25 protein-coding genes, 1 tRNA gene and 1 riboswitch are annotated in these 25954 nt (G+C 62.6%); of the genes, 10 read left to right on the top strand and 16 right to left on the bottom strand.

What is annotated here, in order from left to right:
• The first annotated feature begins 117 nt into the window (after positions 1–117).
• On the top strand, positions 118–699 hold the full coding sequence (locus IB265_RS02385) for a LysE family translocator (RefSeq protein WP_057248117.1): 582 nt from the start codon (positions 118–120) through the stop codon (positions 697–699).
• 60 nt (positions 700–759) lie between these two features.
• Here the strand turns inward: IB265_RS02385 and IB265_RS02380 are convergent, their stop codons facing one another.
• Positions 760–1233, bottom strand: a complete 474-nt coding sequence (locus IB265_RS02380) for an SRPBCC family protein (RefSeq protein WP_057248116.1) — start codon at positions 1231–1233, stop codon at positions 760–762.
• 135 nt (positions 1234–1368) lie between these two features.
• Here IB265_RS02380 and IB265_RS02375 point away from each other — a divergent pair, with 135 nt between their 5' ends.
• Positions 1369–1878, top strand: a complete 510-nt coding sequence (locus tag IB265_RS02375; RefSeq protein ID WP_057248115.1) for a helix-turn-helix domain-containing protein — start codon at positions 1369–1371, stop codon at positions 1876–1878.
• Positions 1879–1905: 27 nt separating this feature from the next.
• On the opposite strand, the gene IB265_RS02370 is transcribed toward IB265_RS02375, so the two are convergent.
• The gene (locus tag IB265_RS02370) at positions 1906–2994 is read right to left on the bottom strand and encodes a calcium:proton antiporter (RefSeq protein WP_082615702.1); all 1089 of its coding nucleotides are present in this window, start codon (positions 2992–2994) and stop codon (positions 1906–1908) included.
• 181 nt (positions 2995–3175) lie between these two features.
• Between IB265_RS02370 and IB265_RS02365 the strand changes: the two genes are divergently transcribed.
• The 3 genes from IB265_RS02365 to IB265_RS02355 all read left to right on the top strand — a co-directional run bounded on the left by IB265_RS02365 (position 3176) and on the right by IB265_RS02355 (position 5251).
• Complete coding sequence (locus tag IB265_RS02365; protein WP_057248113.1) at positions 3176–3826, top strand: helix-turn-helix transcriptional regulator; 651 nt, start codon at positions 3176–3178, stop codon at positions 3824–3826.
• A gap of 13 nt (positions 3827–3839) precedes the next feature.
• Positions 3840–4694: a thermonuclease family protein gene (locus IB265_RS02360; RefSeq protein ID WP_057248112.1), complete on the top strand. Its 855-nt coding sequence runs from the start codon at positions 3840–3842 to the stop codon at positions 4692–4694.
• A gap of 146 nt (positions 4695–4840) precedes the next feature.
• Positions 4841–5251, top strand: a complete 411-nt coding sequence (locus IB265_RS02355; protein ID WP_057248111.1) for a tellurite resistance TerB family protein — start codon at positions 4841–4843, stop codon at positions 5249–5251.
• Between the two features lie 143 nt (positions 5252–5394).
• Here the strand turns inward: IB265_RS02355 and IB265_RS02350 are convergent, their stop codons facing one another.
• The 3 genes from IB265_RS02350 to IB265_RS02340 form a co-directional block, all read right to left on the bottom strand.
• A complete protein-coding gene (locus IB265_RS02350) occupies positions 5395–6228 on the bottom strand; it encodes a transporter substrate-binding domain-containing protein (RefSeq protein WP_057248110.1) in 834 nt (277 codons plus the stop codon).
• Positions 6229–6369: 141 nt separating this feature from the next.
• A tRNA-Gly gene (locus IB265_RS02345) sits at positions 6370–6444 on the bottom strand.
• A gap of 81 nt (positions 6445–6525) precedes the next feature.
• Entirely contained in the window at positions 6526–7623 is a 1098-nt protein-coding gene (locus IB265_RS02340; protein ID WP_057248109.1) for a 2'-deoxycytidine 5'-triphosphate deaminase, read from the bottom strand.
• 74 nt (positions 7624–7697) lie between these two features.
• A riboswitch (SAM riboswitch) is annotated at positions 7698–7776 on the top strand.
• Positions 7777–7823: 47 nt separating this feature from the next.
• Here IB265_RS02340 and IB265_RS02335 point away from each other — a divergent pair.
• Positions 7824–9008 (top strand): O-succinylhomoserine sulfhydrylase, encoded by a 1185-nt coding sequence (locus tag IB265_RS02335; RefSeq protein WP_057248108.1) that lies wholly within the window; start codon positions 7824–7826, stop codon positions 9006–9008.
• 238 nt (positions 9009–9246) lie between these two features.
• A complete protein-coding gene (gene apaG, locus IB265_RS02330) occupies positions 9247–9639 on the top strand; it encodes a Co2+/Mg2+ efflux protein ApaG (RefSeq protein WP_057248107.1) in 393 nt (130 codons plus the stop codon).
• Between the two features lie 21 nt (positions 9640–9660).
• Here the strand turns inward: apaG and IB265_RS02325 are convergent, their stop codons facing one another.
• The 3 genes from IB265_RS02325 to IB265_RS02315 form a co-directional block, all read right to left on the bottom strand.
• Positions 9661–10650 carry an Hsp33 family molecular chaperone gene (locus IB265_RS02325; RefSeq protein ID WP_057248106.1) on the bottom strand — a complete coding sequence of 330 codons (990 nt, stop codon included), beginning with the start codon at positions 10648–10650 and terminating at the stop codon, positions 9661–9663.
• A gap of 280 nt (positions 10651–10930) precedes the next feature.
• Entirely contained in the window at positions 10931–11848 is a 918-nt protein-coding gene (gene argF / locus IB265_RS02320; RefSeq protein WP_057248105.1) for an ornithine carbamoyltransferase, read from the bottom strand.
• Positions 11849–11948: 100 nt separating this feature from the next.
• Positions 11949–13148, bottom strand: a complete 1200-nt coding sequence (locus IB265_RS02315; RefSeq protein ID WP_057248104.1) for an aspartate aminotransferase family protein — start codon at positions 13146–13148, stop codon at positions 11949–11951.
• Between the two features lie 420 nt (positions 13149–13568).
• On the opposite strand from IB265_RS02315, the gene IB265_RS02310 reads away from it, so the two are divergent.
• Positions 13569–14090, top strand: coding sequence for a GcrA family cell cycle regulator (locus IB265_RS02310; protein ID WP_057248103.1), 522 nt, complete (start codon positions 13569–13571; stop codon positions 14088–14090).
• 68 nt (positions 14091–14158) lie between these two features.
• Here the strand turns inward: IB265_RS02310 and phoB are convergent, their stop codons facing one another.
• The 7 genes from phoB to phoR form a co-directional block, all read right to left on the bottom strand.
• Positions 14159–14842, bottom strand: coding sequence for a phosphate regulon transcriptional regulator PhoB (phoB, locus tag IB265_RS02305; RefSeq protein ID WP_057248102.1), 684 nt, complete (start codon positions 14840–14842; stop codon positions 14159–14161).
• A 258-nt stretch (positions 14843–15100) separates the two neighbouring features.
• Positions 15101–15814 (bottom strand): phosphate signaling complex protein PhoU, encoded by a 714-nt coding sequence (gene phoU, locus IB265_RS02300; protein WP_093231848.1) that lies wholly within the window; start codon positions 15812–15814, stop codon positions 15101–15103.
• 50 nt (positions 15815–15864) lie between these two features.
• Complete coding sequence (gene pstB / locus IB265_RS02295) at positions 15865–16680, bottom strand: phosphate ABC transporter ATP-binding protein PstB (protein WP_057248100.1); 816 nt, start codon at positions 16678–16680, stop codon at positions 15865–15867.
• Positions 16681–16693: 13 nt separating this feature from the next.
• Positions 16694–18016, bottom strand: a complete 1323-nt coding sequence (gene pstA, locus IB265_RS02290; protein ID WP_057248099.1) for a phosphate ABC transporter permease PstA — start codon at positions 18014–18016, stop codon at positions 16694–16696.
• A complete protein-coding gene (gene pstC, locus IB265_RS02285; RefSeq protein WP_057248098.1) occupies positions 18013–19497 on the bottom strand; it encodes a phosphate ABC transporter permease subunit PstC in 1485 nt (494 codons plus the stop codon). The genes pstA and pstC overlap by 4 nt, the downstream gene beginning before the upstream one ends.
• 96 nt (positions 19498–19593) lie before the next feature.
• Positions 19594–20628 carry a substrate-binding domain-containing protein gene (locus IB265_RS02280; protein WP_057248097.1) on the bottom strand — a complete coding sequence of 345 codons (1035 nt, stop codon included), beginning with the start codon at positions 20626–20628 and terminating at the stop codon, positions 19594–19596.
• Between the two features lie 195 nt (positions 20629–20823).
• On the bottom strand, positions 20824–22092 hold the full coding sequence (gene phoR, locus IB265_RS02275; RefSeq protein WP_057248261.1) for a phosphate regulon sensor histidine kinase PhoR: 1269 nt from the start codon (positions 22090–22092) through the stop codon (positions 20824–20826).
• Positions 22093–22324: 232 nt separating this feature from the next.
• Here phoR and ppk2 point away from each other — a divergent pair, with 232 nt between their 5' ends.
• Entirely contained in the window at positions 22325–23221 is an 897-nt protein-coding gene (ppk2, locus tag IB265_RS02270; RefSeq protein WP_057248260.1) for a polyphosphate kinase 2, read from the top strand.
• Positions 23222–23322: 101 nt separating this feature from the next.
• Here the strand turns inward: ppk2 and IB265_RS02265 are convergent, their stop codons facing one another.
• Positions 23323–24534, bottom strand: a complete 1212-nt coding sequence (locus IB265_RS02265) for a hypothetical protein (protein WP_057248096.1) — start codon at positions 24532–24534, stop codon at positions 23323–23325.
• A 341-nt stretch (positions 24535–24875) separates the two neighbouring features.
• Here IB265_RS02265 and IB265_RS02260 point away from each other — a divergent pair, with 341 nt between their 5' ends.
• The gene (locus IB265_RS02260) at positions 24876–25886 is read left to right on the top strand and encodes a nitronate monooxygenase family protein (protein WP_057248095.1); all 1011 of its coding nucleotides are present in this window, start codon (positions 24876–24878) and stop codon (positions 25884–25886) included.
• The last annotated feature ends 68 nt before the right edge of the window (positions 25887–25954 follow it).

Here is a 25954-nt window from a genome sequence, read left to right as displayed (position 1 = left end):
ATTTCTTGCGGGTAGATTCCGGTACTATCGGGCGCCACGCTTGATGGAGATCAAGAGCGGACGCTTGCGCGGCTGGTAGAAGACGGCGATAACGGCCACAAAACCAGGTTCAACGACATGCAGCCGCTCACCTTCGCCCTCGCCGCCCTGATCCTGCTCGCAACGCCGGGGCCGACAAACACGCTGCTCTGGCTGTCCGGCGCCTCTGCCGGTTTCCGCCGTTCGCTGCCGTTGCTCACCGGCGAGCTCGGCGGTTATCTCGCCGTCATCATCCCGGCCGTAGCACTATTGGCGCCATTCCTTGCCGCCCATCCGCAGCTCGGCCTTGCGCTCAGGCTCGTCGCCGCCTGCTGGGTTCTCTACCTCGCCTATGCGCTCTGGACCACCGATGCCGAGCGCAGCGAAGGTGTCGTCATCTCCATCCGCCAGGTCTTCGTTACGACGCTGCTCAATCCGAAGGCGCTGATCGTCGCCCTGGTGCTCTTGCCACAGACTGGACTGGCCGCCGTCTGGCCCTGGATCGCCGGCTTCTCGCTGCTGGTCGTCGCCGCCGGATCGACCTGGATCGGCGCCGGCGCCATGCTGGTGCAGATGTCGAAGGGCTTGTCGGCCTCGCATCTGCCGCGACGGATTGCTGCCGTTTGTCTCACCCTTTTTTCGGTGGGCATCGCCGGCAGCGCGATCGCGGCCATGCACTGAGACCCCCCGGAGACAGAAAGGTCTCGGGGGTTCAATGCGCTCACGAGACCGATTGCTGCGTCACGCAGCAACAGCCGCTTCGCCGAGTTCCTCTGCCAGTGCCACACCGATCAATTGTTGCCAACCGTCGCGCCGGTATTCGAGCTTGTCGAGCCCGTCGAGGAAGGCAACCTGTTCGGTGAAGACGAGGCGCGTACCGTTGCCTTCCGGCTGAATGTCGACGGTCGCGACGGACGCCGAGATCCTCTTGTCGTTCTCAGCCATCGTGTAAGCAAAGATGATCCGGCGGTTCTCGACGATGTCGAGATAGATGGTGTCGTCATGATAGATCGTTTCGCCGTCCTGGCTGAAGCGACCGCTCTCGCGACCGCCGACGCGGAAGTCATGGCTGAATTCGGCCACCGGCCCGTCAGCACTGACGAACCAGCGTTCCTTCGCAGCCGGCTCGGAGAAAGCCCTGAACACCTGTCCCGGCGTCGCCTTGAAGCTGCGCTCGATGGTGAAGCTCGCATGTTCCACGGATCTGTCGGTCATGTTCTCTCTCCTCTGATGTTCGAATACCGCTGGCCTTTGCCTAACTGGTTTCATTTAAAAACTGCTCTAATTTTGAAAGCAGTTGCACGATAGCCTCACTGATGCGATAATGCAAGCGGTTTTGAAGAGGTGCCAATGAAGGACGACATTCGCTCGGGTTGCCCGATCAATCTTTCGCTCGAAGTGTTCGGCGACAAATGGAGCCTGCTGATCATTCGCGACATGATCTTCGGCGGTAAACGGCACTTCCGGGAATTGCTGCGTTCCCAGGAGGGCATCTCGTCCAACATCCTGGCGGATCGGCTGAAGATGCTGGTCGAGCAGGGCATGCTGACCAAGGCGGACGACCCCACGCACAAGCAGAAGGCGATCTACAGTCTCACGGAGATGACGATCGCGCTGGTGCCGATCATGGCCCAGCTCGGCGCCTGGGGGCGGCGCTATCTGCCGGTCAGCGAAGAGCTCAGTATTCGCGCCGAGCAGATGGAAAACGGCGGTCCGGAACTCTGGGACCGCTTCATGGACGAGTTGCGACACGATCATCTCGGCGCGCTGCTCGATGGTCCGCCGCGGGTGCGCGCTACACTGCAGGCAGCCTATGAAGAGGTGGTGGCAAGAAAGGCACGCGAAAAGGCGACGGCCTGAGGCTATACGAACAGGCACTTCATCCGCTCAGAGCCCGATCACAGACAGCATGACGAAGGTCGCGAACAGCACGAAATGAGTCATGCCCTCAATGGCGTTGGTCTGCCCGTCGTTGAGGTTGATCGCGGCCACGATCAAAGTGACCGCCACCATCACCGTCTGCACCGGCGACATGGCCATCAGGAAGGGCTGGCCGGTATAGAGCGCGATCGCCTCCATGACCGGCACCGTCAGGATGACCGTCGAAAGCGATGCCCCGAGCGCGATGTTGACGACCGCCTGCATGCGGTTGGCGAGTGCCGCCCGCATCGCGGTCATGACTTCCGGCGAGGCAGAGATCACGGCAACGACGATGGCGGTCACCGCCGGCGGGGCGCCGCTCCCCTTCAGGCCCGAGGTCAGCAGCGACGACATCACTTCCGCCAGCACGCCGATCAACACGATGCCAAGGATCAGTATCACGATCGACGGCAGCACCGGCTGATCCGGCCCACCCTGTATCGCGCTCCCCTCGCCCTTCGCCTTCGGATAGCTGTAGCTGAAGAAGTAGCTGTGCACCCCCACCTGCATGCGCAGGAACAGGGCATAGAGGGTGATCATCGCGCCGATGGTGAAGGCCGAATAGAGATGCCATCTCGCCGCCGGCACGAACTCCGGAACGACCATCGAGATGCCCATCGCCGTCAGAATCATGACGCTGTAGGTGCGGGCGGAATCGTCGTTATAGGGCTGCTCTCCATGTTTCAGGCCACCAAGCAGGGCGGCGAGGCCCAGGATGCCGTTGATATCGAGCATGACGGCCGCATAGATCGTGTCGCGCACGAGCGTCGGCGAGGTCTCGCTGGTCATCATGATCGCCAGCACGACGACCTCGACCAAGACCGCCGAGAGCGTCAGGATCATCGTGCCATAGGGATCGCCGACCTTGGACGCCAGCACCTCGGCATGGTGCGACACGCGCAGCGAGGCGAGCACGATCGCCACCACGAGACCGGCGGCACCGAGAAGCGTTGCCAGGCGCCCCATTTCGAGAAGCTCATGCTCCAGCGCGATCCCGGCAATCGCCGCAGCGAGGGCCACGAACAGCAGACGCTCCGATCTCATGCGCGCCAACAAACGTTCCCTCCGATGAAAGCCTGTCCTGCCCGTCACGCGAACTATAGGGGCCGCCGCCCCCAAAGCAAATGACGGAGAAAGGACTATTTTCCTTCGGATTCTTTACCGGTACTTCGCGTTTCGATAGTGTGGTGTCGAACAAACCCAGCAAGTGGCCGCCTGTTCGGCCCGGACCTTTCGCATGTTGTCTCACGGCACGATCTGGCACGCCATCGATGCATTGGCCGAGCGCAATCAGCTCTCGCCTTCCGGTCTCGCCCGCCGCGCCGGGCTCGACCCCACCTCCTTCAACAAGTCCAAGCGCCACTCTGCCGACGGGCGGGAACGCTGGCCTTCGACGGAATCGATCGCCAAGGTGCTCGAGGCGACCGGCGCCACGATGGACCAGTTCACCAGCCTGTTGAGCCCGAATGACACTCAGGCCACCCCGGCGACTGCAAGTGCCGCGATCCCGCTGATCGGCTTCGCCCAGGCGGGTGCCGGCGGCTTCTTCGACGACGGCGGTTTTCCGGCCGGCCAGGGCTGGGACGTGATCGACTTTCCAACAGTGGCGGAACGCCGGACGGGCATCTACGCGCTTGAGGTGCAGGGCGATAGCATGCTGCCACTGTACCGCGACGGCGACACCCTGATCGTCGATCCGGGGGCGCAGGTTCGGCGCGGCGACCGCGTCGTGGTCAAGACACGCGAAGGCGAGGTCATGGCGAAGGTCCTGACACGCCAGACGCCGCGCACGATCGAACTCCTTTCCCTCAACCCGGAGCACCCGAACCGGGGCTTCGAGATCAGCCAGATCGAATGGATCGCCCGGATCATCTGGGCCAGCCAATAGGACGTTCTTCCTGATGCGGCAGCATTTATACTCCCTTGCCGGCGGCATCGCCGCGATCGCGCTTTTCACCGGCATCCTCTACGCGGGTGCAGCCGCCATTCGCGACCGCGAGAGTGCCGCCACGCCGGACTTCGTCCTCGAAACGCCCGACATGACGGAAATCGAGCCGGCGCCGGATGACGCCGAAACGGATGATAACGTACCGCTCGACTTGGGAACACCGACCGACGGCACCGCGCAGCCCGGTGCGGTTACGACCGGCGATCAACCGCAGACGTCGACGACGGAAAACGCCGCACGCGCCATCGAGCCGCAACAATTCGGTCTGCCCGACACCGTCACCGGCGCGCCGCTCGAACGCGCGGAGCCGCGTGCCCCGCTGTCAGAGCCGGAGAAGCAAGCGAAGGCGACCGCCGGGCCGACCATCCTCTATCGCCCCGTGGCGATCGCCGCCGGTGTGATCCAGTTCGACAAGCTCACGCTGCAGATCGATGGCATCGAGCCCGAGCAGGCAGAGAGAACCTGCGAAACCGGGGGGAAGAGTTGGCCCTGCGGCATCGTCGCACGGACGGCCTTCAGAAACTTCCTGCGCGCACGTGCGGTCAGCTGCGACATGCCCGAGGGAAGCGCCGGCGCATCGGCCACTGCTTCCTGCTCTCTCGGTGGACAGGATCTCGCAACCTGGCTCGTCGACAACGGCTGGGCGACGCCGGTACCCGGCTCGCCGCTGAAGAAGCGGGCCGACGCCGCGCACCAGGCGAAGCTCGGCTTCTATGGCGAAGATCCGCGCGACCTCAGTCACACGCCGATGACGTTTGACGACCCAACGCTCGGCACCGGGATGGACGAGCCGCAGCCGGACTTGTAAACAGCCGCGGCAATTCCCAGCTCTCAACCGTCCAGATCATCTGATCGTTGAGACAGTGAGATGATCCAACTCTTTGAAACTATGCAATTCCGGATGAAAAACCGCTTCACGCCGTTCCCGGAATTGCGCTACCGCTGGAAAGACCCATGCTGCCAAGCCTCAGCCACCACGAAGCGCTCATCTATGTCATGGTGATGATGTCGGCGGTCGACCGCGAGATGAGCGACGACGAATTCACCCGCATCGGCCGGCTGGTGCAGTTCCTGCCGGTCTTCGAGGGGTTCAACGAGGATCAGCTCGTCCATATCGGCCACGAATGCTCCGCCCAGCTCGCGGCCCCCGAGGGGTTGGACATCGCTCTGGAAATCGTGCGCGAGGCGCTTCCGGAAAAGTTCCATGAGACGGCCTACGCACTTGCCGTCGAGATCGCCGCCGCGGACCAGCGCATTCGCAACGAAGAGATCCGGCTGTTGCAGTTGCTGCGCGACCGCCTCGGTCTCGACAAGCTCACCTGCGCCGCCATCGAACGAGGGGCGCTTGCCCGCTTCCGCCGGTAGCTCATCATTTCCTGGCGTTCACGCCAAGCTGTCTACAGCGCTGCGCGTCTTATCAGACGCGCAAAGGTCGCTGTAGCACTTTGAATTGCTGCATGTTTTTGACCTTTGACCGGGTACGATTAAAGGAAACATGCAGTGGGCGCTCAATAGATGCCGTTGGGGAAGTAGCGCAGGTAGATTTCCTCGAGCCGGCCGCTGCGCGAAAGCGCCAGCAGCGCGTGGTCGATCGCCTGGGTCAGCGCCGGTTCGGATTTGCGGTTCATGATCGTCAGGCCTTCACCGAGAAAGCGTTGCGAGAAATAGGCACCATCGACGAGTGCGCAGCAGCCCCCGGCAGTCGTGCCTGAGATCCAGAAGGAAAGCTGCAAACCGTCGGAAAAGACCGCCGGCACCTCACCCTTCTGCAGTGCCGTGAGCATGGCATCGCGATCTGGGAAGACCTTGGCCCCGATACTCGGGAAGAACGCCTTGAACATGGCCTCATGGGTGGTGCCCGCCACGACACCGACCGTTTTTTTCCTGAGGTCCTTCGGACCCGTCACGGCGCCGGCCGCCTTGGTGTTGATGGCCAAGCGGGCCGGAAGCCGCATGAAGGCGCGCGAGAAGCCGAAGCGCTGGCGCAGTTCCGGGCCGACGGCGATACCGGCGGCAACCGCTTCGCCCTGCCCCTGCTCCAGCGCCGGCAGCAGTTCCGCATAGGTCACTGCCTGGATCTGGCATTTGGCTTCGATGTCGAGCTCGCGGCAGATCTCGCGCACGAGATCGACGTGAAAACCGGAGAGCTTGCCGGACTGATCGATGAAGTTGAACGGCGGAAAGTCGACCGTCGTCAGGAAGCGCAAGCGCGCAAGGCCCGTGAGATCGGGCTTGGCGATGCGTTCGCGCGCATCGAACAGAATGGGCAGGTCCCTGGGCTGGGCCGCAAGCGGCGTTGCGATCAGGGACGCGCAGAGAGCGAACAGGGAAAGAAATCTCATGGGCAGCGGGCCGGCACGGTTCTTGTCTCAGGGGCGGCGCTTGGAACCGCGGGATGATTCATCGAGCGGTAAAGTAACCGTCCGCAAGGCAACTGGCCATAGGTCTCGCTCGAACGAGGCAAAAGAGGCTTCAGGAAGGATTGGAGCGGGTGATCGGGATCGAACCGACGACATCAAGCTTGGGAAGCTGGCGTTCTACCACTGAACTACACCCGCGATGCCTGCGAAATTTCCCGAACCGGGACGATCTGTCAAGGACCCTTGCGCGGTATCGCACGAGGGTCCCGTGCAAAATCCCTACTCGGCGCGGAAATGTTTCGAAAGCTTCAGGCCCTGGGCCTGGTAGTTGGAGCCGACGCCGAGGCCGTAGAGACCGTCAGGACGCTCCAACATGTGTTCATAGATCAGGCGGCCGACGATCTGGCCATGTTCGAGGATGAACGGCACCTCGTGGCTGCGCACTTCCAGAACGGCGCGGCTACCGCTGCCACCGGCAGAGGCATGGCCGAAGCCGGGATCGAAGAAGCCGGCATAGTGCACGCGAAACTCGCCCACCAGCGGATCGAACGGCGTCATCTCGGCCGCGTAAAGCGGCGGCACATGCACCGCTTCGCGCGAGACGAGGATGTAGAACTCGTCCGGATCGAGGATCAGCTCGTCGCGTCCGCGGCTGTAGAGCGGCTCCCAGAAATCGAAGATCTTGTGCTGCGCCTTCTTGTCGACGTCGATGACCGCGGTGTGGTGTTTGCCACGGTAGCCGATCAGACCCTCCGGACCGGTGCCCTTGAGGTCGATCGACAGCGCAATGCCGCCGCCGCTGACATTCGGGCGTTCGCTCGCCACCAGCACGTCGCTTTCATGCAGCGCCAGCAGCTCCTGTTCGGAGAGCAGCGACTGGCCCATGCGGAAGCGGATCTGCGACAGGCGCGAACCACGGCGCACGACGATCGGGAAGGTGCGCGGACTGATTTCGAGATAGAGCGGACCGCTATAGCCGGCAGGAATCTTGTCGAACTCCTGGGCGCGGTCGGTGATCACGCGGGTGAAGATGTCGAGGCGGCCGGTCGAGCTTTTCGGATTGGCCGAGGCCGACATGCCCGCAGGCAGCGCCAGGCTCTCCATCAACGGCACGATGTACACGCAGCCGGTTTCAAGCACGGCACCGTCGGTGAGATCGACGACATGCAGCTTCAGCCGGTCGAGCTTGTCGGCGACGAGGTGGGACGGGCCGGGCATGAAGCTCGCGCGGACGCGGAAAGCCTTGGCGCCAAGGCGCAGGTCGAGGCTTGCCGGCTGGATCTGATCGTCATCCAGCGGCCTCTCGCTCTTCAGGCGCCCCGTTTCGAGCAGCGCGGCGATCGCGCGGTCGGCCAAAATCCCAGTATCGCGGGCCATTGCAGTCCTCTTTCCAGTTGCGAGACAAAACCAAACTCCGGGAATTGACGCAAGCGCACCCTAGCAGTATTGAAGCTTTATCCCGTGGTGATTTGGCCGGTCGGCTTGCAGCCACGTTAAACAAGTAGCTAAAAAGGCCGGGTGTCAAACCGGCCCATTTTTGCGGCCGGTTTTTTTTTGTTTTTGAAGGTGATCGTCACATGAGCAAAAACTGGCGCCCGGCAACACAACTCGTCCACGGCGGAACCACCCGCTCCCAGCACGGCGAGACGTCCGAGGCGATCTTCCTCACCCAGGGCTTCGTCTACGAGACATCCGAGGCGGCAGAAGCGCGTTTCAAGGGCGAGACCGAAGGCTTCATCTATGCCCGCTACGGCAGCCCGACCAACGACATGTTCGAAAAGCGCATGTGCATGCTGGAAGGCGCCGAAGACGCGCGCGCCACGGCTTCGGGCATGGCTGCCGTTTCCGCGGCAATCCTCTGCCAGCTGAAGGCCGGCGATCATATCGTTGCCGCCCGTGCGCTGTTCGGTTCCTGCCGCTGGGTGGTCGAGACGCTGGCGCCGAAATACGGCATCGAATGCACGCTGGTCGATGGACGCGATCTCGCCAACTGGGAAAAGGCGATCCAGAAGAACACCAAGGTCTTCTTCCTGGAAAGCCCGACCAACCCGACGCTCGAAGTCATCGACATTGCCGGTGTGGCCAAGCTCGCCAACCAGATCGGCGCCAAGGTCGTCGTCGACAACGTTTTTGCGACGCCACTCTTCCAGAAGCCGCTGGAACTCGGCGCCCATATCGTCGTCTATTCCGCCACCAAGCATATCGATGGCCAGGGCCGCTGCCTCGGCGGCGTCGTGCTTGCTGACAAGGAATGGATCAACGAGAACCTGCACGACTACTTCCGTCATACCGGCCCGGCCATGTCGCCGTTCAATGCCTGGACGCTGCTGAAGGGCATCGAAACCTTGCCGTTGCGCGTGCGCCAGCAGACGGAAACCGCACGCCGCGTCGCCGACTTCCTGGCTGAGCAGCCGCAGGTGGCGAAGGTCATCTATCCCGGCCGCAAGGATCACCCGCAGGCCGACATCATCGCCAAGCAGATGACCGGCGGCTCCACCCTCGTCGCCTTTGAACTGAAGGGCGGCAAGGATGCGGCATTCGCGCTGCAGAATGCGCTCGAGATCGTGCGCATCTCCAACAATCTCGGCGACAGCAAGAGCCTGATCACCCATCCGGCAACGACGACGCACAAGAACCTGACCGACGAGGCCCGCGAAGAGCTGGGCATTTCCGCCGGCACGGTGCGTTTCTCGGCCGGCATCGAAGACAGCGAGGATGTCGTCGAGGATTTCGCCCGCGCGCTTGAGGCCGTCAAAGCCTGAGGCAACGAAAAGATACGGCCGCCACAACAGACGGCGGCCGTCGATCCCTCGTGGCGCTCATGCAGCGGGCGCCCCGCCATCCAATATGGCCTCACCAGCGGGATCGAGCGGGTTCGAACAGCCGATCCGGATACCCGCAAGCCCTTGCCCCAGAATGGGTATGCACAATCTTGCCGTTATTCTTGACGAAACCATCTTGCTGTAGAATACCCTGAAAGACCGAAGCAAGGTGTTGCCCATGTATCGCGCTTTGACCCGCGACATAGAAGTTACGGTGGAGCCGTACTATCTCGAAGAGCAGTCGGACCCCGATGACGGCCGCTATGTCTGGGGCTATCGCATTGTCATCTCAAACCATTCGGACGCAGCCGTGCGGTTGATGACCCGCTACTGGCATATCACCGATGAGAATGGGCAGGTCGATGAGGTCAGCGGTCCCGGCGTGATCGGCGAACAGCCGCTGCTCAATCCCGGCGACACCTATGAGTATTCGTCCGGCTGCCCGCTGGATACGCCGTCGGGCGTGATGTTCGGCCATTACAGTATGGAAGCGGAAGGCGGAGAGACCTTCAACGTGGCCATCCCCGCCTTCTCGCTCGATTCACCCGGGCTCGTGCGTACCCTGAACTAGCTTGATCCGGAGTGGCGCCGGCTACTGTGGACGCACTTCGCTTGCCTCGAAACGATAGGTCGTCGAGCAGAATTCGCAGGTGACCTTCACGGCCCCATCCTCGATGGTGCTTTCGATATCATCAGCGTCCAGATTGGCGAGCACCGAGTGCAGCTTCTCGCGCGAGCAGCTGCAACGGTCATAAACCGCCTGCGGCTCATAGACGCGAACGCCGCGCTCGTGAAACAGCCGGTAGAGCAAGCGTTCGGTTCCGACCATCGGGTCGGTCAGCTCGTCGGTGTCGATCGTCTCGACCATCACCTTGGCTTCCGCCCAGAGATCGTCATCCTCGAAGACGCCTTCCCCGTCATCGCCATCGCCGCCGGAAAGATCAGGCTGGCGCATGCGCTCCGGCGCTTCCGGCAGGAACTGCGCGACCATGCCGCCGGCACGCCAGCGATGGCGCGGCTTGCCGCTTTCATCGCGGTCGAGCAGCTCGGCAACGCCGAGCCTGACCTTGGTCGGGATCTGCTCTGACTGGCGGAAATAGACGCCAGCGATTTCTTCCAGCGTGGCGCCGTCCAGCGCAACGATGCCCTGATAGCGCTGAGTATGAGCGCCCTGGTCGATGGTGAAGGCGAGTACGCCCTTGCCAAGCAGTTCATGCGAAAGGGTGCGGCCATCCTTCTCGGCGTCGGCAAGCGCATCTGCATCGTAGCGGGCATAGGCGCGCACGCGATCCGGCGTCGAGAAGTCTGCGACGACGAGATCGACCGGACCATCGCCTTTCGTCTGGACGATCAGCTTGCCTTCGAACTTCAGCGAAGTGCCGAGCAGAACCGTCAGCACGACGGTTTCGGCAACGAGCCGCGCGACCGGAAGCGGATAGTTGTGGCGCTCCAGAATTGCGTCGAGCATCGGGCCGAGCTGCACGGCGCGGCCGCGCACGTCGAGGCCTTCCACCTGGAAAGGCACGACGTGATCGTCACCGGCGAAGTCGAATTCACCAAGCCCTGGCGTCATGTCAGTCATGTCTTGCTCCTTGCCTCAGCAACTGCGTTGCGCCGGGGACATTCCTGTCCCCCGGCGCAACGTGCCCGCTGTCTCAATCGATCCCGCGATAAACGGATTGTCCACCGGATATGTGCCATCAGCCATTGCGCCGCGCACCACCCGTGGCAGTCGGCGCTTCACTGTTGCCAGGAGCGCCCTGCAGCCGCCTAGATCGTGTCGCACGGCGGCAATGTCAATAGCCAGCCTCACAGCCGCCGAAGCGCTGCGCCATCGCGCTCACCGCGGCGCTCGCAAGGGCCTAGACGAGCCCCATGCACCAGGCGATGATCGACTTCTGCGCATGCAGGCGGTTTTCGGCCTCGTCGAAGACCACCGACTGCGGACCGTCGATCACCTCGTCGGTCACCTCCTCTCCACGGTGCGCCGGCAGGCAATGCATGAACAGCGCATCGGATGCCGCTTGCTTCATCAGCGCCTCGTTGACCTGATAGGGCTGGAAGACGTTGTGGCCGCGGGCACGATGCTCCTGGTTCATCGACACCCAGGTGTCGGTGACAACGCAATTGGCGTTGGCGACCGCCTGCTCGGCATCGTGACACAGCAGGATCTCGCCGCCGTTGTTGCGGGCCCAGTTCAGGATCTTGTCCTGCGGCTCGGAGCCGAGCGGCACGGCCATGTTCATGCGATAGCCGAAGCGGGCGGAGCCTTCGATCAGCGAGTGCAGCACGTTGTTGCCGTCGCCGGTCCAGGCGATCGTCTTGCCCTTCACCGGTCCGCGATGCTCCTCGAAGGTCATGATGTCGGCCATGATCTGGCACGGATGGGTGTCATCGGTCAGGCCGTTGATGACGGGTACCGTCGCGTGTTCTGCCAATTCCAGCAGGCGGCGATGGTCGGTGGTGCGGATCATGATCGCGTCGACATAGCGCGACAGGACCTTCGCCGTATCGCCGATCGTCTCGGCGCGACCGAGCTGCATCTCCGTGCCCGAAAGGAACAGGGTTTCGCCGCCGAGCTGGCGCATGCCGACATCGAAGGACACACGGGTGCGGGTGGACGGCTTTTCGAAGATCATCGCCAGCATCTTGCCGGCGAGCGGCTTCTCGGCGGTTCCGGCCTTGGTCGTCGCCTTTCGGACGCGGGCATCATCGATGATCGTCCGAAGATCGGCGGCCGTCATGGCCGAAAGATCGAGAAAGTGTCTGGTGCCTGCCATCGTACTCGGTTCCTCAAAAAATCGAACCTATGTGCGCCACGCAGCGGCGTGAACGCACGAAGGTCATTCTACCATCCTGGGTCAGTCTTGGCCCTATCGGTCAGGCCGCAGCGTTACCACTTGCCTTCGTCACTGCTTCGGCGGCGCGCTCGATGCGTACGAGGCCCTCGCGTGCTTCCTCCGCCGTCACAGTCAACGGCGGCAGCAGGCGCAACACGTTGTCGCCGGCCGGCACGGCCAGGAGCTTCTCGGCGCGGATCTCCTTCAGGAGATCGGCCGAGGGGCCCTTCACCTTGATGCCCAGCATCAGGCCATCGCCGCGGATATCCTCGATGACATCGGGATAGCGATCCTTCAGCGAAGCAAGGCCCTGGCGGAAGACGAGCGCGACGTCGCGCACATGGGCGAGGAAGCCATCAGCGAGGATGACGTCGAGCACGGCGTTGCCGACGGCCATCGCCAGCGGATTGCCGCCATAGGTCGAGCCATGCGTGCCCGCCACCATGCCGGCGGCCGCCTCTTCCGTCGCCAGGCAAGCGCCGAGCGGGAAGCCGCCACCGATACCCTTGGCAACGGCCATGATATCCGGGCGGATGCCCGTCCACTCATGGGCAAAAAGCTTGCCGGTGCGGCCGACGCCGGTCTGAACCTCGTCGAGGATCAGGAGCAGGCCGAATTCGTCGCAGAGGGCGCGCAGTTCCTGCATGAATTCCTTGGTCGCGGGACGGATGCCGCCCTCGCCCTGGATCGGCTCGATCAGGATCGCGGCGGTCTCCTCGGTGATCGCATTCTTGACGGCCGCGATGTCGCCGAACGGAACCTGGTAGAACCCTGGGGCCTTTGGCCCGAAACCTTCAATGTACTTTTGCTGACCACCGGCGGCGATCGTCGCGATCGTGCGACCGTGGAACGCGCCCTCGAAGGTGATGATGTGAAACTTCTCCGGCTGGCCTTTGGCGAAGTGGTACCGCCGCGCCGTCTTGATCGCGCATTCCAGCGCTTCCGCACCGGAATTGGTGAAGAAGACCCGATCGGCAAAGGTGACGGCCGCCAAGCGGCGTCCAAGACTTTCCTGACCGGGAACTTCGTAAAGGTTGGAAAGGTGCCAGACCTTCTCGGCCTGCGCCTTCAGCGCCTCGACGAGATGCGGATGCGCGTGGCCGAGCGAGTTCACGGCAACGCCGGCGGCGAAGTCGAGATAGCGCGAGCCGTCTTCGGCGATCAGCCAGACGCCCTCTCCTCGCTCGAAACGCAACGGCGCGCGCATGTAGGTATCGTAAAGCGGCGTGGTTGCAGTCATGCGAGGCTCTCCTTACTCCAGTCGGCATCGGTCCCGCTGCTTCATGCGGCCCGATAAAAATCAAAAATGCCGCCTTTCGGCGGCGCAGGCACTATTCCTATTTCGCGCCGCAATGTCAATAAAACCAAGCCTTGCAGTGCAACAGAGAAGCCCGTTTCCCGGCGGCGAAAAAATCGCCCGGAAGGGCTTGCAAAAATGCAACGCCAGCCGAGCAAGTTGGGGAAAACTACGAAATCGATTCGGCGTGAATCCCGGGACTCTTGCCACGGAGTCCGACGGTCAGTACGTTAACATTCAATTACTAGACGCATGCGGCGGACCTAGTCACCAAAAGAGTTATCGCGTTTGCAACCTCGGGATTCAACCGGGGTGCGGTGAGGGATTCTGCCATCCCCAACGCTGAGAACGGAGAGTGCAGAAATGAACTGGACTGACGAGCGGGTGGAGAAACTGAAGAAGCTTTGGTCCGAGGGCCTGAGCGCAAGCCAGATCGCGGCACAGCTCGGCGGCGTCAGCCGTAACGCTGTCATCGGCAAGGTTCATCGCCTGAGCCTTCCAGGCCGTGCCAAAGCCGGCGGCAGCACCACTGCGGCGGCCCGCCCGAAGCGGCCGACCTCGGCGCCGCGCGCTCCGAACTACGCCTCGCGCGTTTCGACCCGCACCGTTGCCCGTCCGTCCGGCGCCACCGTTCTCAAGGAAGAGATCGAAGTCGATCTCGTTGCCGAGCAGGATTTCAGCATCCAGACCGACGTGGTCGTGCCGATGTCGCGCCGCCTCGAGCTAACCCAGCTCACGGAACGCACCTGCAAGTGGCCGATCGGCGACCCGCTGAAGGAAGAGTTCCACTTCTGCGGCAACGATTCCCCGGAAGCTTCGCCCTATTGCAGCTTTCATGCGCGGCTTGCCTACCAGCCGTCCGCCGAGCGCCGTCGGATGCGCTAAGGATCCGCACAGGACCAAAACGAAAGGGGCCGATCGGCCCCTTTTTTATTGACTTCTGTTTGCCCTTCTCAGCTTTCGAGCGAGTAGCCGGCGCCGCGCACGGTGCGGATGACATCAGGCATGGTCGAGAAGTTCAGCGCCTTGCGCAGGCGGCCGACATGCACGTCGACGGTCCGCTCGTCGACATAGATGTCGTGGCCCCAGACGCCGTCCAGCAACTGCGAGCGCGAGAAGACACGGCCCGGAGAGGACATCAGGAACTCCAGCAGGCGGAACTCTGTCGGCCCCAGGCGAACTTCGCGGCTGCGGCGATGGACGCGATGGGTTTCCCGGTCGAGCTCGATGTCGCCGCAGCGCAGCAGCGTCGAGAGAACTTCGGGCTTCGCCCGGCGGAGCATCGCCTTGACGCGGGCCATCAGCTCCGGCGTGGAGAAGGGCTTGACCACATAGTCGTCGGCACCGGTCGCCAGACCGCGAACGCGCTCGCTTTCCTCGCCGCGCGCCGTCAGCATGATAATCGGCAGCCGCTCCGTCTCCGGGCGCTGGCGCAACCTACGGCAAAGCTCGATGCCGGAGACGCCAGGCAACATCCAGTCGAGGATCAGAAGGTCGGGCAGGCGTTCCTGTAGCCGGATCTCCGCCTCGTCACCCCTGAGGATCGTATCGACGTCGAAGCCTTCAGCTTCCAGATTGTAACGCAGCAGGACGCTCAGCGCCTCTTCGTCTTCGACCACGGCGATTTTTGGCAACATCAGGTAACGTCTCCTTACCGCGAGCGCCGCGCGGGTCCAGCGGACCGGCCGGCACTCAGACACTCTAAATCTGGAGCACATCCGCCGTTTTCAAAGGCGGGGCGAAAACCGCATGCTTCAGATACAGGAATTCGGGGCCGCGACCGAAGCCGCGACCGGATGATATTCATGGGGCATGCATTGCGAACGGCGCGTTTAACGCCAGAGCGGGATGAGGAAAAGTGTATGCGGTTGTCCCCCGCATCCCGCTCCAACCTTCTAGTCGTTGACCGAGCCCAACGTCGACGTGTTGTCATCCTTCGGGCGCTCGCCCTCCGGCTGGGCACCCGTCGCCATGTAATAGATCGTCTCGGCGATGTTGGTCGCGTGGTCGCCGATACGCTCGATGTTCTTGGCACAGAACAGAAGATGCGTGCAGGGCGTGATGTTGCGCGGATCTTCCATCATGTAGGTGAGCAACTCGCGGAACAGCGAGGTGTAGATCGCGTCGATCTCCTCGTCGCGCTCACGAATGCTGTTGGCCTTTTCCGGCGAACGCGACGCATAGACGTCGAGCACTTCCTTGAGCTGCACCAGAGCGAGCTCGGCGAGGTGCTCGAGACCGCGGGCGAGCTTGCGCGGGATGCCCGAACCGGCAACCGCGATCACGCGTTTGGCAGTGTTCTTGCCGAGGTCGCCGACACGCTCCAGGTCGGAGGCGATGCGGATCGACCCCATGATCTCGCGAAGGTCGGCGGCGACCGGCTGGCGCTTGGCGATCGTGACGATCGCCTTCTCGCCGATCTGACGCTCGGCATCATCGAGAACAGTGTCGTCCGAGATTACCTTTTGCGCCAGCGCCAGGTCGGAATTGACCAGAGCGCGGACGGATTCGGCGACCATCTGCTCGGCGAGACCGCCCATTTCCGAGATGCGGCGCGTCAGGTACTTCAGTTCTTCGTCATAGGCGGACATGATATGCATGGACATGATCGTCGATCCTTACGGGCGCTTTCCAGTGACTGTTGCAGCCGTGATTGGCCTCAGCCGAAGCGGCCCATGATGTAATCCTGGGTGCGCTGGTCATCCGGATTGGTGAACATCTTGTCGGTGTCGTTCTCCTCGACGAGATTGCCGAGGTGGAACATGGCGGTGCGCTGCGACACGCGGGCGGCCTGCTGCATCGAGTGGGTCACGATGACGATCGTGAAGTTCGTGCGCAGTTCATGGATGAGTTCCTCGACCTTGGCGGTCGCGATCGGGTCGAGTGCCGAGCAGGGCTCGTCCATGAGGATGACTTCCGGGCTGACGGCAACAGCGCGTGCGATGCAAAGGCGCTGCTGCTGACCACCGGAGAGGCCGGTGCCCGGCTCCTGCAGGCGGTCCTTCACCTCGTTCCACAAACCTGCCTTCTGCAGGCTGGTTTCGACGACCTCGTCAAAATCCGCCTTGGTGCGGGCAAGCCCGTGGATGCGCGGACCGTAGGCGACGTTGTCGTAGATCGACTTCGGGAACGGGTTCGGCTTCTGGAACACCATGCCGACGCGGGCGCGCAGCTCGACCACGTCAATGGTCGGGTCGTAGATGTCGTCCTCATCGAGCGTGATCTTGCCGGTGACGCGGCAGTTCTCGATGGTGTCGTTCATGCGGTTCAGCGTGCGCAGGAAGGTCGACTTGCCGCAGCCCGACGGACCGATCAGCGCCGTTACCGTGTTCTCGCGGATGTTGAGGTTGACGTCGAAAAGCGCCCGCTTCTCGCCGTAGTAGACCGACACATCCTTGCCGATCATCTTGAAGGGAACCGTGTTCATTTTCTGATCCAAGGCTTTCTCGACCGCTGCTTCTGACATGATGTTCATAGTAATTACCTCACTACCAACGGCGCTCAAAGCGACGTCGCAACAGAATGGCGCCAAGGTTCATGACGACGAGGAAGATGAGAAGAATGATGATCGCGCCGGAGGTGCGCTCGACGAAGGCGCGTTCCGCCTCGTTGGCCCACATGTAGATCTGCACCGGCAGCGCTGTCGACGGCTCCATCGGCGAACCGGGATAGTCGACGACGAAGGCGACCATGCCGATCAACAGCAACGGCGCGGTTTCGCCAAGCGCGTGGGCCAGGCCGATGATCGTACCGGTCAGAATGCCCGGCATGGCCAGCGGCAGAACGTGGTGGAAGATGGTCTGCATCTTCGAGGCACCGAGACCGAGCGCCGCCGAGCGGATGGACGGCGGGACCGCCTTCAAGGCCGCGCGGGTGGCGATGATGATCGTCGGCAGGGTCATCAGCGTCAGCACGAAACCGCCGACGACCGCTGCCGAACGCGGCATGCCGGCAAAGTTGATGAAGACGGCGAGACCCAACAAACCGTAGACGATCGACGGAACGGCCGCGAGGTTGTTGATGTTGACCTCGATCAGGTCGGTGAGCCGGTTCTTCGGAGCGAACTCTTCGAGATAGATCGAGGCGGCAACGCCGATCGGCAACGACAGCACGAGCACGATCAGCATCATGTAGAACGAGCCAAGGGCGGCAACGCCGACGCCCGCCGCTTCAGGACGGCTGGAGGCGCCGAAGGTGAAGATGCCGGTGTTGAAGCTCTTCTTCAGGACGCCGGCGCTTGCGAGCTCGTTCATCCAGGTGACCTGCTGGTCCTTGACCTTGCGCTTGCTCTCTTCGACCTTGAGGTCGATCTGGCCCTTGTTGGCGGAGTCGATGTTGGCTTCGGCCAACAGCGTGACCGGAATGGTCTTGCCGACGATGGACGGATCCGCCACGACCATGTCGCGCAAGAGCGTACGGGAGCTCGCAGAAACCATGTCGGTCGCCTGCTTGACCAGCGGCCGTTTGGTCGCATCGATGCCGAGCTGCTTGACGAGCGCATCACGCACCAGCAGCGGATAGTTGGCGGTCATCAGTACCTTGCTGTCGGTCGTGCGTTCGCCGTTGGGGTCGATGACCTTTTCGGTGAATTCGATCGGCAGCGTGATCGTCGTCTGCTGGAACGCGGTGTAGCCGTTGGAAATGACGGTCCACAGCAGCAGCGCCAGGAAGAAGAGACCGGTGCTGATTGCCGCAATGCCGTAGGCGCGGAACCGGCGCTCGGCGGCATAGCGACGCTTGATGCCGATATCGCGCTTTGCGGATTCAGGACGGGCGGAGATCCGGACGGTCGGGGAAGCGATGTCGGTCATTCGTACTGTTCCCGGTATTTGCGCACGATGTAGAGCGCGTAAATGTTGAGGCCGAGCGTGATGACAAAGAGCGTGATGCCCAGCGCGAAGGCCACCAGCGTCTGCGGCGAGGTGAACTCGAGGTCGCCCGTCAACTGGTTGACGATCTTCACGGTCACCGTCGTCATCGGCTCGAAGGGATTGATCTGCATGCGGGCCGCGACACCGGCTGCCAGCACGACGATCATCGTCTCGCCGACGGCACGCGATGCGGTCAGAAGCAGCGCGCCGACAATGCCGGGAAGTGCTGCCGGGAGAATAACCTTCTTGACCGTTTCCGAGCGGGTGGCACCGAGACCGAGCGAGCCGTCACGCAATGCGCGCGGCACCTGGGTGATGATGTCGTCCGAGAGCGACGACACGAACGGGATCAGCATGATGCCCATGACGATGCCTGCGGTGACCACGCTCTGCGCCTGGATGAAGTTCTGGTAATTGCCGGTGGCAAGGCCGTTCAGCTGCGCCGAGATATCACGCAGGAACGGACCAACGGTCACGAGAGCGAAGAAACCGTAGACGATGGTCGGGATGCCGGCGAGCACTTCGAGCAGCGGCTTTGCGGTCGAACGCAAGCGCGGGCTTGCATACTCCGCCATGTAGATGGCTGCGAAGAGGCCGATCGGCACCGCAAAGAGCATCGCGACGAAGGCGATGTAGAGCGTGCCGGTGAGAAGCGGGACCAGGCCGAACTGACCGGAGGCGCCACCGCTGCCGGCAGCAGCGAAGCGCGGATCCCAGACCGTGCCGAAGAAGAATTCGAACGGCGAGACCATGGTGAAGAAGCGGCCGGCTTCCGACAGCATCGAGGCGACGATGCCGACCGTCGTCAGGATGGCGATGGAAGACGCGACGATCAGCGAGCCGAGAATGACCCGCTCGACCTGGTTGCGTGCACGGAAGCGGGTCGCGATGTTGCGGATGGCGTAGATGCCGCCGGCAATCGCGATCAACAGTACGGCCGCGGTCATCAGCCAGCGGTTGGCGGCGGCCATCGCGTTGAAATGCTGGGCGACGGTGACCATGTAGGGCTCGCCTTCGCCGGCCAGGGCGACGCCCTTGGCTGCGAGCGTCGAGCGGAGATTGGCGGCACCGCTTTGAAGTGCCGCAACCTCCTCGCCGCTCAGGCGCAGCAGACCACCGGCAACGGACTTGACCTGGCCGAGCGCGAGCTGAACCGCGGCGGTCCCCTGGCTCTGGACGGTGTCCGGCAGGGCCGCGCGCGTGCTCCCGTCAATATAGATAGGAGCGGCAATCAGCCAGGTGCCGAGAACGAGCGCCGCCGGCAGCATCGCCCAGATAGCGACGTAGCTGCCGTGATAGCCCGGCAAGGAATGAAGGTTGGAGAGCTTGCCGCCAGCCTGCGCCAGCGAACGTGCGCGACCGGCAAAATAGGCAATGAAACCAATAACAATAATTAGCAAAAGAAGGAGCGAGGTACTCATCCGCACGTCTCCCCGGTATCGCCCGCCATGGGCCGCCGGCAAATCGAATGAAGGCATGCCCCGGCGCGAAGGATATCGCGCCGGGGCTTGTCGTTATCAGAGCATGTTGCCGGCTGCGAAAGCCTTGCGGATTTCTTCGCGCTCGGCGTCCGGAGCAGCAACCAGGCCGTACTCGGCGAGCGGGCTGTCCGGGCCGATCATCTGGTCGTTGATGAAGAACTCAACATATTCCTTGAGGCCCGGGATAACGCCAAGGTGTGCCTTCTTGACGTAGAAGAACAGCGGGCGGGAAACCGGATACTCGCCGGAAGCGATCGTTTCGGTCGACGGTACGATGCCGTTGACGGTCGCGACCTTCAGCTTGTCGGCGTTGTTTTCGTAGAAGGACAGGCCGAAGACACCGATGCCGTTCTTGTTGGCAGCGATACGGGCGAGCGTCTCGGTGTAGTCGCCGTCGATGTCGACAGCCATGCCGTCCTTGCGGACCGCGACGCACTTGCTGTGCTGCTGCTTTTCATCGGTAACGGCAGCCTTGATGACGTCAACGGCGCCGGCGTTCTTGCAGCCTGCAGCCAGGATCTTCTCTTCGAAGACTTCGCGGGTGCCGTGCTTTTCGCCCGGGATGAAGGCGGCGATTTCAACTTCCGGAAGGGCGGAGTTGACTTCCGACCACTTCTTGTAAGGGTTGGCAACGAGCTTGCCGTCGACGACGACTTCAGCAGCGAGAGCCTTGTAGAGGTCTTCCGGCTTCAGGGCGAGGTCGGCATTGCCGGCGTCGGTCGCGAAGACGATACCGTCATAGCCGATCTTGACTTCCTGGATTTCGGTCACGCCAGCGGCCTTGCAGGCCTCGACTTCGCTGTCCTTGATCTTGCGCGAGGAGTTCGCGACGTCGATGGTGTCCGGGCCGACGCCCTTGCAGAATTCCTTCAGGCCGGCCGAGGAGCCGCCAGATTCAACGACCGGGGTCTTGAAGTCGGGGAAGGTCTCGCCGAACGTCTCGGCTACGATCTTGGCGTAGGGAAGAACGGTCGAGGAGCCAGCGACCTGAACCTGGTCACGGGCGGCGGCTGCGCCGGCAAATGCGGCAGACGCTACCAGCGCCGCGACAGTGAGTTTAAGAGCTTTCATAAAAGTTCTCCCGGAATGGGCTTGTGTTGGTGTGCGCCAAGCGTTGCAGCGCTCTTCGCCGTCTTATCGGCTGCCCCTAGTTAGCTGCCGATGGCCACACCTTTTATGTCAGTTTGACGAAACATTTATGACAGCTCATGTCATTGAAAATGCTAAGGGAAAATGAACGGTCCCGGGTTTTCCCGCGCCAATATGTCAGAACCGGACCGTAAAAGTCGTACCTTTGCCGATCTCAGAATGGATCAGCAGCCGGGCACGGTGCCGGGTGAGGATGTGCTTGACGATGGCAAGGCCCAATCCAGTGCCCTTTTTCGAGCGGCTCGCCTCGACATTGACCCGATAAAAACGCTCGGTAATGCGCGGGACATGCTCGGCGGGGATGCCCGGCCCATAGTCCTTCACGATCACCTCGGCCTGCGTGCCTTCTTCGCCGCCACGCAAGGTTATGTCGACCTTCTTGCCCTCCTGGCCGTACTTGCAGGCATTCTCGATCAGGTTCTCGAAGACTTCGATGAGCTCGTCGCGATCGCCCTGTACGATGACGGGCTTGTCCGGCACCACGAGAGAGACCGTGACGTTCAGGTCCTTCGCCAGCGGCAGGAGGCTGTCGCGGACATGGCCGAGCAAGGGCGCAAGGTCCACCGGATCGTCCGGCGCGATATGCGAGCGCAGCTCCAGTCGCGAGAGCGACAGGAGGTCGTCGACGAGGCGGCTCATGCGCGTCACCTGCTCATGCATGATGCCGAAGAATTTTTCCTGCGCCTTCAAGTCGTTGCGCGCGGGGCCCTGGAGGGTCTCGATGAAACCGCGAAGCGATGCCAGCGGCGTGCGCAGCTCATGGCTGGCATTGGCCACGAAATCCGACCGCATGCGGTCGATGCGGCGCGCCTGCGAGATATCGCGAAAGGTGATCAGGAAGATGCGGGGCGTCCGCCCCTCGCCGCCGATTTCGGCGGGTGCCACGCGCACGACATAGACGGCATCCGACGGCAGCCGCTCGGTATGCTCGATCTGGTTGGCCTTGCCGGTCGCCATCGTCTCGCGGATCATGTCGAGAACACCGGGCGAACGCACCCGGGCGGCCAGGTAAGTGTTCGGCGGAATGGTGCCGAAGGCTTTCTCCGCGGCGATGTTCTGGAAAACCACCGTCTCATCGGCGGCGACGACCAACACCGGCATGTCGAGCGCATTCAGCGCCGGCACCAGCGGATCGCTGGTCGGGCCATCGACGGCCACAGCCTTGGCCGGGCTCAAGATCACCGAGGCCGGCGCACTGCGGTTGAGCAGCGCCGCAACCAGAACGATCCAGAAGGGAAGCACGATAAGGAAATGGATGCCGGCAAAGGTCGCAAGGATCGCCAAAAGCAGGGTGAGGCCCAGCAGCCAGCGCTCAGCCTTCAGCCGCGGCACCAGGTCCCGCCAGAACGCTTTCGAACCGTCCACCTCGACATCCTCATGAATCACTTTGTCTTCCTCCCGGACCAAAATGATCGAGGAATAGCGATCCTTCATGACATGATTTTCACGACCGGCTTGAATCCGCAATGCAATTGTGGCCTCCTCCAAGGAAATCGGGCCTTGAGCACCGCGACTTTTCGGCGCTGCTTGGAGCTGCAGAAGTTTGAAAACGCGCATGATCCTGCCGATGATCGAAGCCGGTTTTCGGGCCCGTGCGCCAAGCCGAAGGGGCGAGCATATGGCGTTAGCGGAGACGGCGGAAAAGGCGGAAAGCCGCGCAGTGGAGCTGCAGATCGACGGCAAGAGCCGCGTCTTCGACATCGACAATCCCGAGTTGCCGAAGTGGATCGACGACGCAGCGTTTGCGTCCGATGACTATCCCTACAAGAAGAAGCTCGACGAGGAAGAATATCTCGAGACGCTGGAGAAGCTTCAGATCGAGCTCGTCAAGGTTCAGCTCTGGCAGCAGAAAACCGGAAAACGCATCATCGCGCTGTTCGAGGGCCGCGACGCCGCCGGCAAGGGCGGCGCGATCCATGCGACCATGGGCAACCTGAACCCACGCTGGGCCCGCATCGTGGCGCTGACGAAGCCGACAGAGACTGAGCGCGGGCAATGGTATTTTCAGCGCTATGTCGCGACCATGCCGACGGCTGGGGAATTCGTGCTGTTCGACCGCTCCTGGTACAACCGCGCCGGCGTCGAGCCGGTCATGGGCTTCTGCACGCCCGAGCAGCACAAGCAGTTCCTGAAGCAGACGCCTCGCTTCGAAAAGATGATCGTGCACGAGGATATCCAGTTCTTCAAATTCTGGATCAACATCGGCCGCGAGATGCAGCTCAAGCGCTTCCACGATCGCTGCCACGATCCGCTGAAGATCTGGAAGCTGTCGCCGATGGACATCGCCGCCCTCAACAAGTGGGACGACTACACGGCAAAGCGCAACGAGATGCTGAAGGCAACACACACGGACCACGCACCCTGGACCGTGGTGCGCGGCAACGACAAGCGACGCGCGCGCCTCAATCTCATCCGCCACATGCTCTCCACGCTCGACTATGACGGCAAGGACAAGGGCGCGATCGGTGAGGTCGACGACAAGATTGTCGGGTCCGGCCCGGGCTTTCTGAAGTAGCGCCCATACGACAGCGGCCGAAGGCGACGGCCCCGCCAGAGGGCGGCCAACGCGGTCAATTGGGGTCAGAGGCTCGAGGACGAAGAGGCCTCGTGCGGGACTTATTGGCCCGGAAGGACGCGTATGGCGTAGAGGGTGAGGCCCTTGCCCTCGCCGCTGATATCGCTGTTGATCACGATCCGGCCGGCGGAGTTCGGTGCAAGGCTGCGATCGAAGGTGACCTTGAACAGCATGTCGAGCCGTTCGTCATGCACCGTGAAGCGATGACGGCCGCATTCGCCAAGCGAGGAGAAATTGCACTCGACGGCAAACTCGGTCGTCTTGCCTGGCTGGGCCTGCACCGTCAGCGCCATGGTCGAGGTTTTGCCGGACAGCTGCGCCAGGACCGTTGCCGGGATTTCGATGGTGATGTCGCCTTCCGTTTCGGCAACCGAGGAAGTCAACTGGATGCGCTTGCCACCGTCGTCATCCACCGGCTCGGCCTTGGCGCGTGAGCCCGCCACGACCGCGGCAGTGTTTTCAGGCGCAAAGACTTCCACCCAGTCACCGGTGAAGCCCTGCTGGGCGCCGAGCGTTTGCAGACCGGCAGCGCCGTCGAAATCTTCCGATGCCACCGATGCCGGCGGGTTGGCGACGTTGGTGTCGCGTTCGGCCGCGGATTTCAGAAGATCATTGGTCTGCACCCACCAGGCGGCAGCACCTGCGGCTGCGGCAAGGGTGACGACCACCATGGTGAAGGACAGGAAGCGGCTGCGCTTGCGGCGGCGCTTTCGATCGGTATCTCCACGAACCTCGGGCGCGGCGGCGGCTTCCGCGCTCTTTGCAGCAGTATCCGCTGCCGCACGCGTCGAGACGACCGGGCCAACACGGTCGGCACGAAGGCCGCCGAGACCGCCGTCATTCGCCGCGGGACGGGACGCATCGGCAGCAAAGCCAGGCTCGCGGCGGTCCGCCGCCGGCGACTGCGCTTGGGCCTGAGGCCGGGATTGCGCTTGGGATTGCGGCTCGATACGCGCCTGCTCAGGGCCACGTGCGCGGACGTTATCATCGACACTGACGACGGGAGGTGTGGCAACTGGAGGCGCCGGTTGCCGCGCCCTGAGGGCGGCACGCTCCTCCGTTTCGATCGCATGGATCACCGCCTCCAGCCGATGGCGCTGCTGGGCGATGACGTTGCCGTCCTCAATTCCCTGTTTCTGCAGCCCGGCTTCCAGCGCCTGGCGGGCCGACTGGTAGATGCGCGCGCGCGTTTCCGCGCTGGCGCGGTCGGAGCGCTCAAGCGCATTTCTGATCGCAGTCTCAAGTCCGCTCACATCAAGTCCTCTGTGTAGGCAGGGCTTTGGGCCTGCCGGCGCGCGCTAGCTGATCGGTACCCCTCGATCTTTCTCCAAGGGCCTAACGGTTAAATCTGGAGGCACGCCGTTGGTTTTGTTAACAATTGCGTAACCGCTGCTTTCGGAATCCGCAAGTCCGGCGGCCCGGTCGACCGGCCAAGCCCGGGGAAAACGCGACAACTTCGCAGGCACAATGCAGGATAAGCCGGCGTCGCCGGCGCGAAAACCACCTCTTTGCAAGCGATGAACTTGCTGCTATCTGTTTTGACGTTTACGCAAACGTCAAAGTTCAATGCGCCAATCGAGGGATGGAGAAACCGATGCCGCTTCCGCCAATTCTTTCCGGAACGACGAGACTGCCGGTCGTCGGCGCGCCCCTGTTCATCATCTCCAATCCCCAGTTGACGATTGCACAGTGCAAGGCCGGCGTGATCGGCGCCTTCCCAGCACTCAATGCTCGTCCGCATTCGCAGCTCGACGAATGGCTTGCCGAGATCACCGAGACGCTCGCCGATCACGACGCCAAGAACCCGGGCCGGCGCGCCGCGCCCTTCGCCGTCAACCAGATCGTGCACAAGTCCAACGCGCGCCTCGAACAGGACCTGATGCTCTGCATCAAATACAAGGTTCCGGTGGTCATTTCCTCGCTTGGCGCCGTGCCCGAGGTCAACGCCGCGATCCATTCCTACGGCGGCATCGTGCTGCATGACATCATCAACAACCGCCACGCCAATTCGGCGATCCGCAAGGGCGCCGATGGCCTGATCGCCGTTGCTGCCGGCGCTGGCGGTCATGCCGGCACGCTTTCGCCGTTTGCGCTCATCCAGGAAATCCGCTCCTGGTTCGATGGCCCGCTGCTTCTTTCCGGCGCGATCGCCACCGGCGGCGCCATCCTGGCCGCCCAGGCGATGGGTGCCGACATGGCCTATATCGGCTCGCCGTTCATCGCGACGGAAGAGGCGCGCGCCACCGACGCCTACAAGCAGATGATCGTCGACAGCAACGCTGCCGACATCGTCTATTCCAATTATTTCACCGGCATTCACGGCAACTACCTGAAGCCCTCGATCGCTGCTGCCGGCATGGATCCGGACAATCTGCCGGAAGCAGATCCGTCGAAGATGGACTTTGGCGCCGCAACCGACAGCGCCAAGGCCTGGAAGGACATCTGGGGCTGCGGCCAGGGCATCGGCGCGGTCAGGGAAGTGACCTCCGTCGCCCGTCTCGTCGACCGGCTCGAGCGCGAATACGATGCGGCACGTACCCGCCTTGGCCTGAACGCCATGCCCGTCGCGGCCACCAACAAGGAATTTTCAAGTTCTCGAAACTGATGGCTTGAAATCTTGGCGCTTTGCGTTTATCAGCGCCTCACATTCGTTCCGCGGTCTTCCGCGGAACC

This window comes from Ensifer sp. ENS10, assembly GCF_014852025.1.
Lineage (GTDB): Bacteria > Pseudomonadota > Alphaproteobacteria > Rhizobiales > Rhizobiaceae > Ensifer.
The sequence above is the reverse complement of the archived record's forward strand: the minus strand, read 5'-3'. Positions and strand labels throughout refer to the sequence as shown.

Coding starts and splice junctions, on each gene's coding strand:
- IB265_RS02385 (WP_057248117.1), top strand. CDS start 118: ATGCAGCCGCTCACCTTCGCCCTCGCCGCCCTGATCCTGCTCGCAACG.
- IB265_RS02380 (WP_057248116.1), bottom strand. CDS start 1,233: ATGACCGACAGATCCGTGGAACATGCGAGCTTCACCATCGAGCGCAGC.
- IB265_RS02375 (WP_057248115.1), top strand. CDS start 1,369: ATGAAGGACGACATTCGCTCGGGTTGCCCGATCAATCTTTCGCTCGAA.
- IB265_RS02365 (WP_057248113.1), top strand. CDS start 3,176: ATGTTGTCTCACGGCACGATCTGGCACGCCATCGATGCATTGGCCGAG.
- IB265_RS02360 (WP_057248112.1), top strand. CDS start 3,840: ATGCGGCAGCATTTATACTCCCTTGCCGGCGGCATCGCCGCGATCGCG.
- IB265_RS02355 (WP_057248111.1), top strand. CDS start 4,841: ATGCTGCCAAGCCTCAGCCACCACGAAGCGCTCATCTATGTCATGGTG.
- IB265_RS02350 (WP_057248110.1), bottom strand. CDS start 6,228: ATGAGATTTCTTTCCCTGTTCGCTCTCTGCGCGTCCCTGATCGCAACG.
- IB265_RS02340 (WP_057248109.1), bottom strand. CDS start 7,623: ATGGCCCGCGATACTGGGATTTTGGCCGACCGCGCGATCGCCGCGCTG.
- IB265_RS02335 (WP_057248108.1), top strand. CDS start 7,824: ATGAGCAAAAACTGGCGCCCGGCAACACAACTCGTCCACGGCGGAACC.
- apaG (WP_057248107.1), top strand. CDS start 9,247: ATGTATCGCGCTTTGACCCGCGACATAGAAGTTACGGTGGAGCCGTAC.
- IB265_RS02325 (WP_057248106.1), bottom strand. CDS start 10,650: ATGACTGACATGACGCCAGGGCTTGGTGAATTCGACTTCGCCGGTGAC.
- argF (WP_057248105.1), bottom strand. CDS start 11,848: ATGGCAGGCACCAGACACTTTCTCGATCTTTCGGCCATGACGGCCGCC.
- IB265_RS02315 (WP_057248104.1), bottom strand. CDS start 13,148: ATGACTGCAACCACGCCGCTTTACGATACCTACATGCGCGCGCCGTTG.
- IB265_RS02310 (WP_057248103.1), top strand. CDS start 13,569: ATGAACTGGACTGACGAGCGGGTGGAGAAACTGAAGAAGCTTTGGTCC.
- phoB (WP_057248102.1), bottom strand. CDS start 14,842: ATGTTGCCAAAAATCGCCGTGGTCGAAGACGAAGAGGCGCTGAGCGTC.
- pstB (WP_057248100.1), bottom strand. CDS start 16,680: ATGAACATCATGTCAGAAGCAGCGGTCGAGAAAGCCTTGGATCAGAAA.
- pstA (WP_057248099.1), bottom strand. CDS start 18,016: ATGACCGACATCGCTTCCCCGACCGTCCGGATCTCCGCCCGTCCTGAA.
- pstC (WP_057248098.1), bottom strand. CDS start 19,497: ATGAGTACCTCGCTCCTTCTTTTGCTAATTATTGTTATTGGTTTCATT.
- IB265_RS02280 (WP_057248097.1), bottom strand. CDS start 20,628: ATGAAAGCTCTTAAACTCACTGTCGCGGCGCTGGTAGCGTCTGCCGCA.
- ppk2 (WP_057248260.1), top strand. CDS start 22,325: ATGGCGTTAGCGGAGACGGCGGAAAAGGCGGAAAGCCGCGCAGTGGAG.
- IB265_RS02260 (WP_057248095.1), top strand. CDS start 24,876: ATGCCGCTTCCGCCAATTCTTTCCGGAACGACGAGACTGCCGGTCGTC.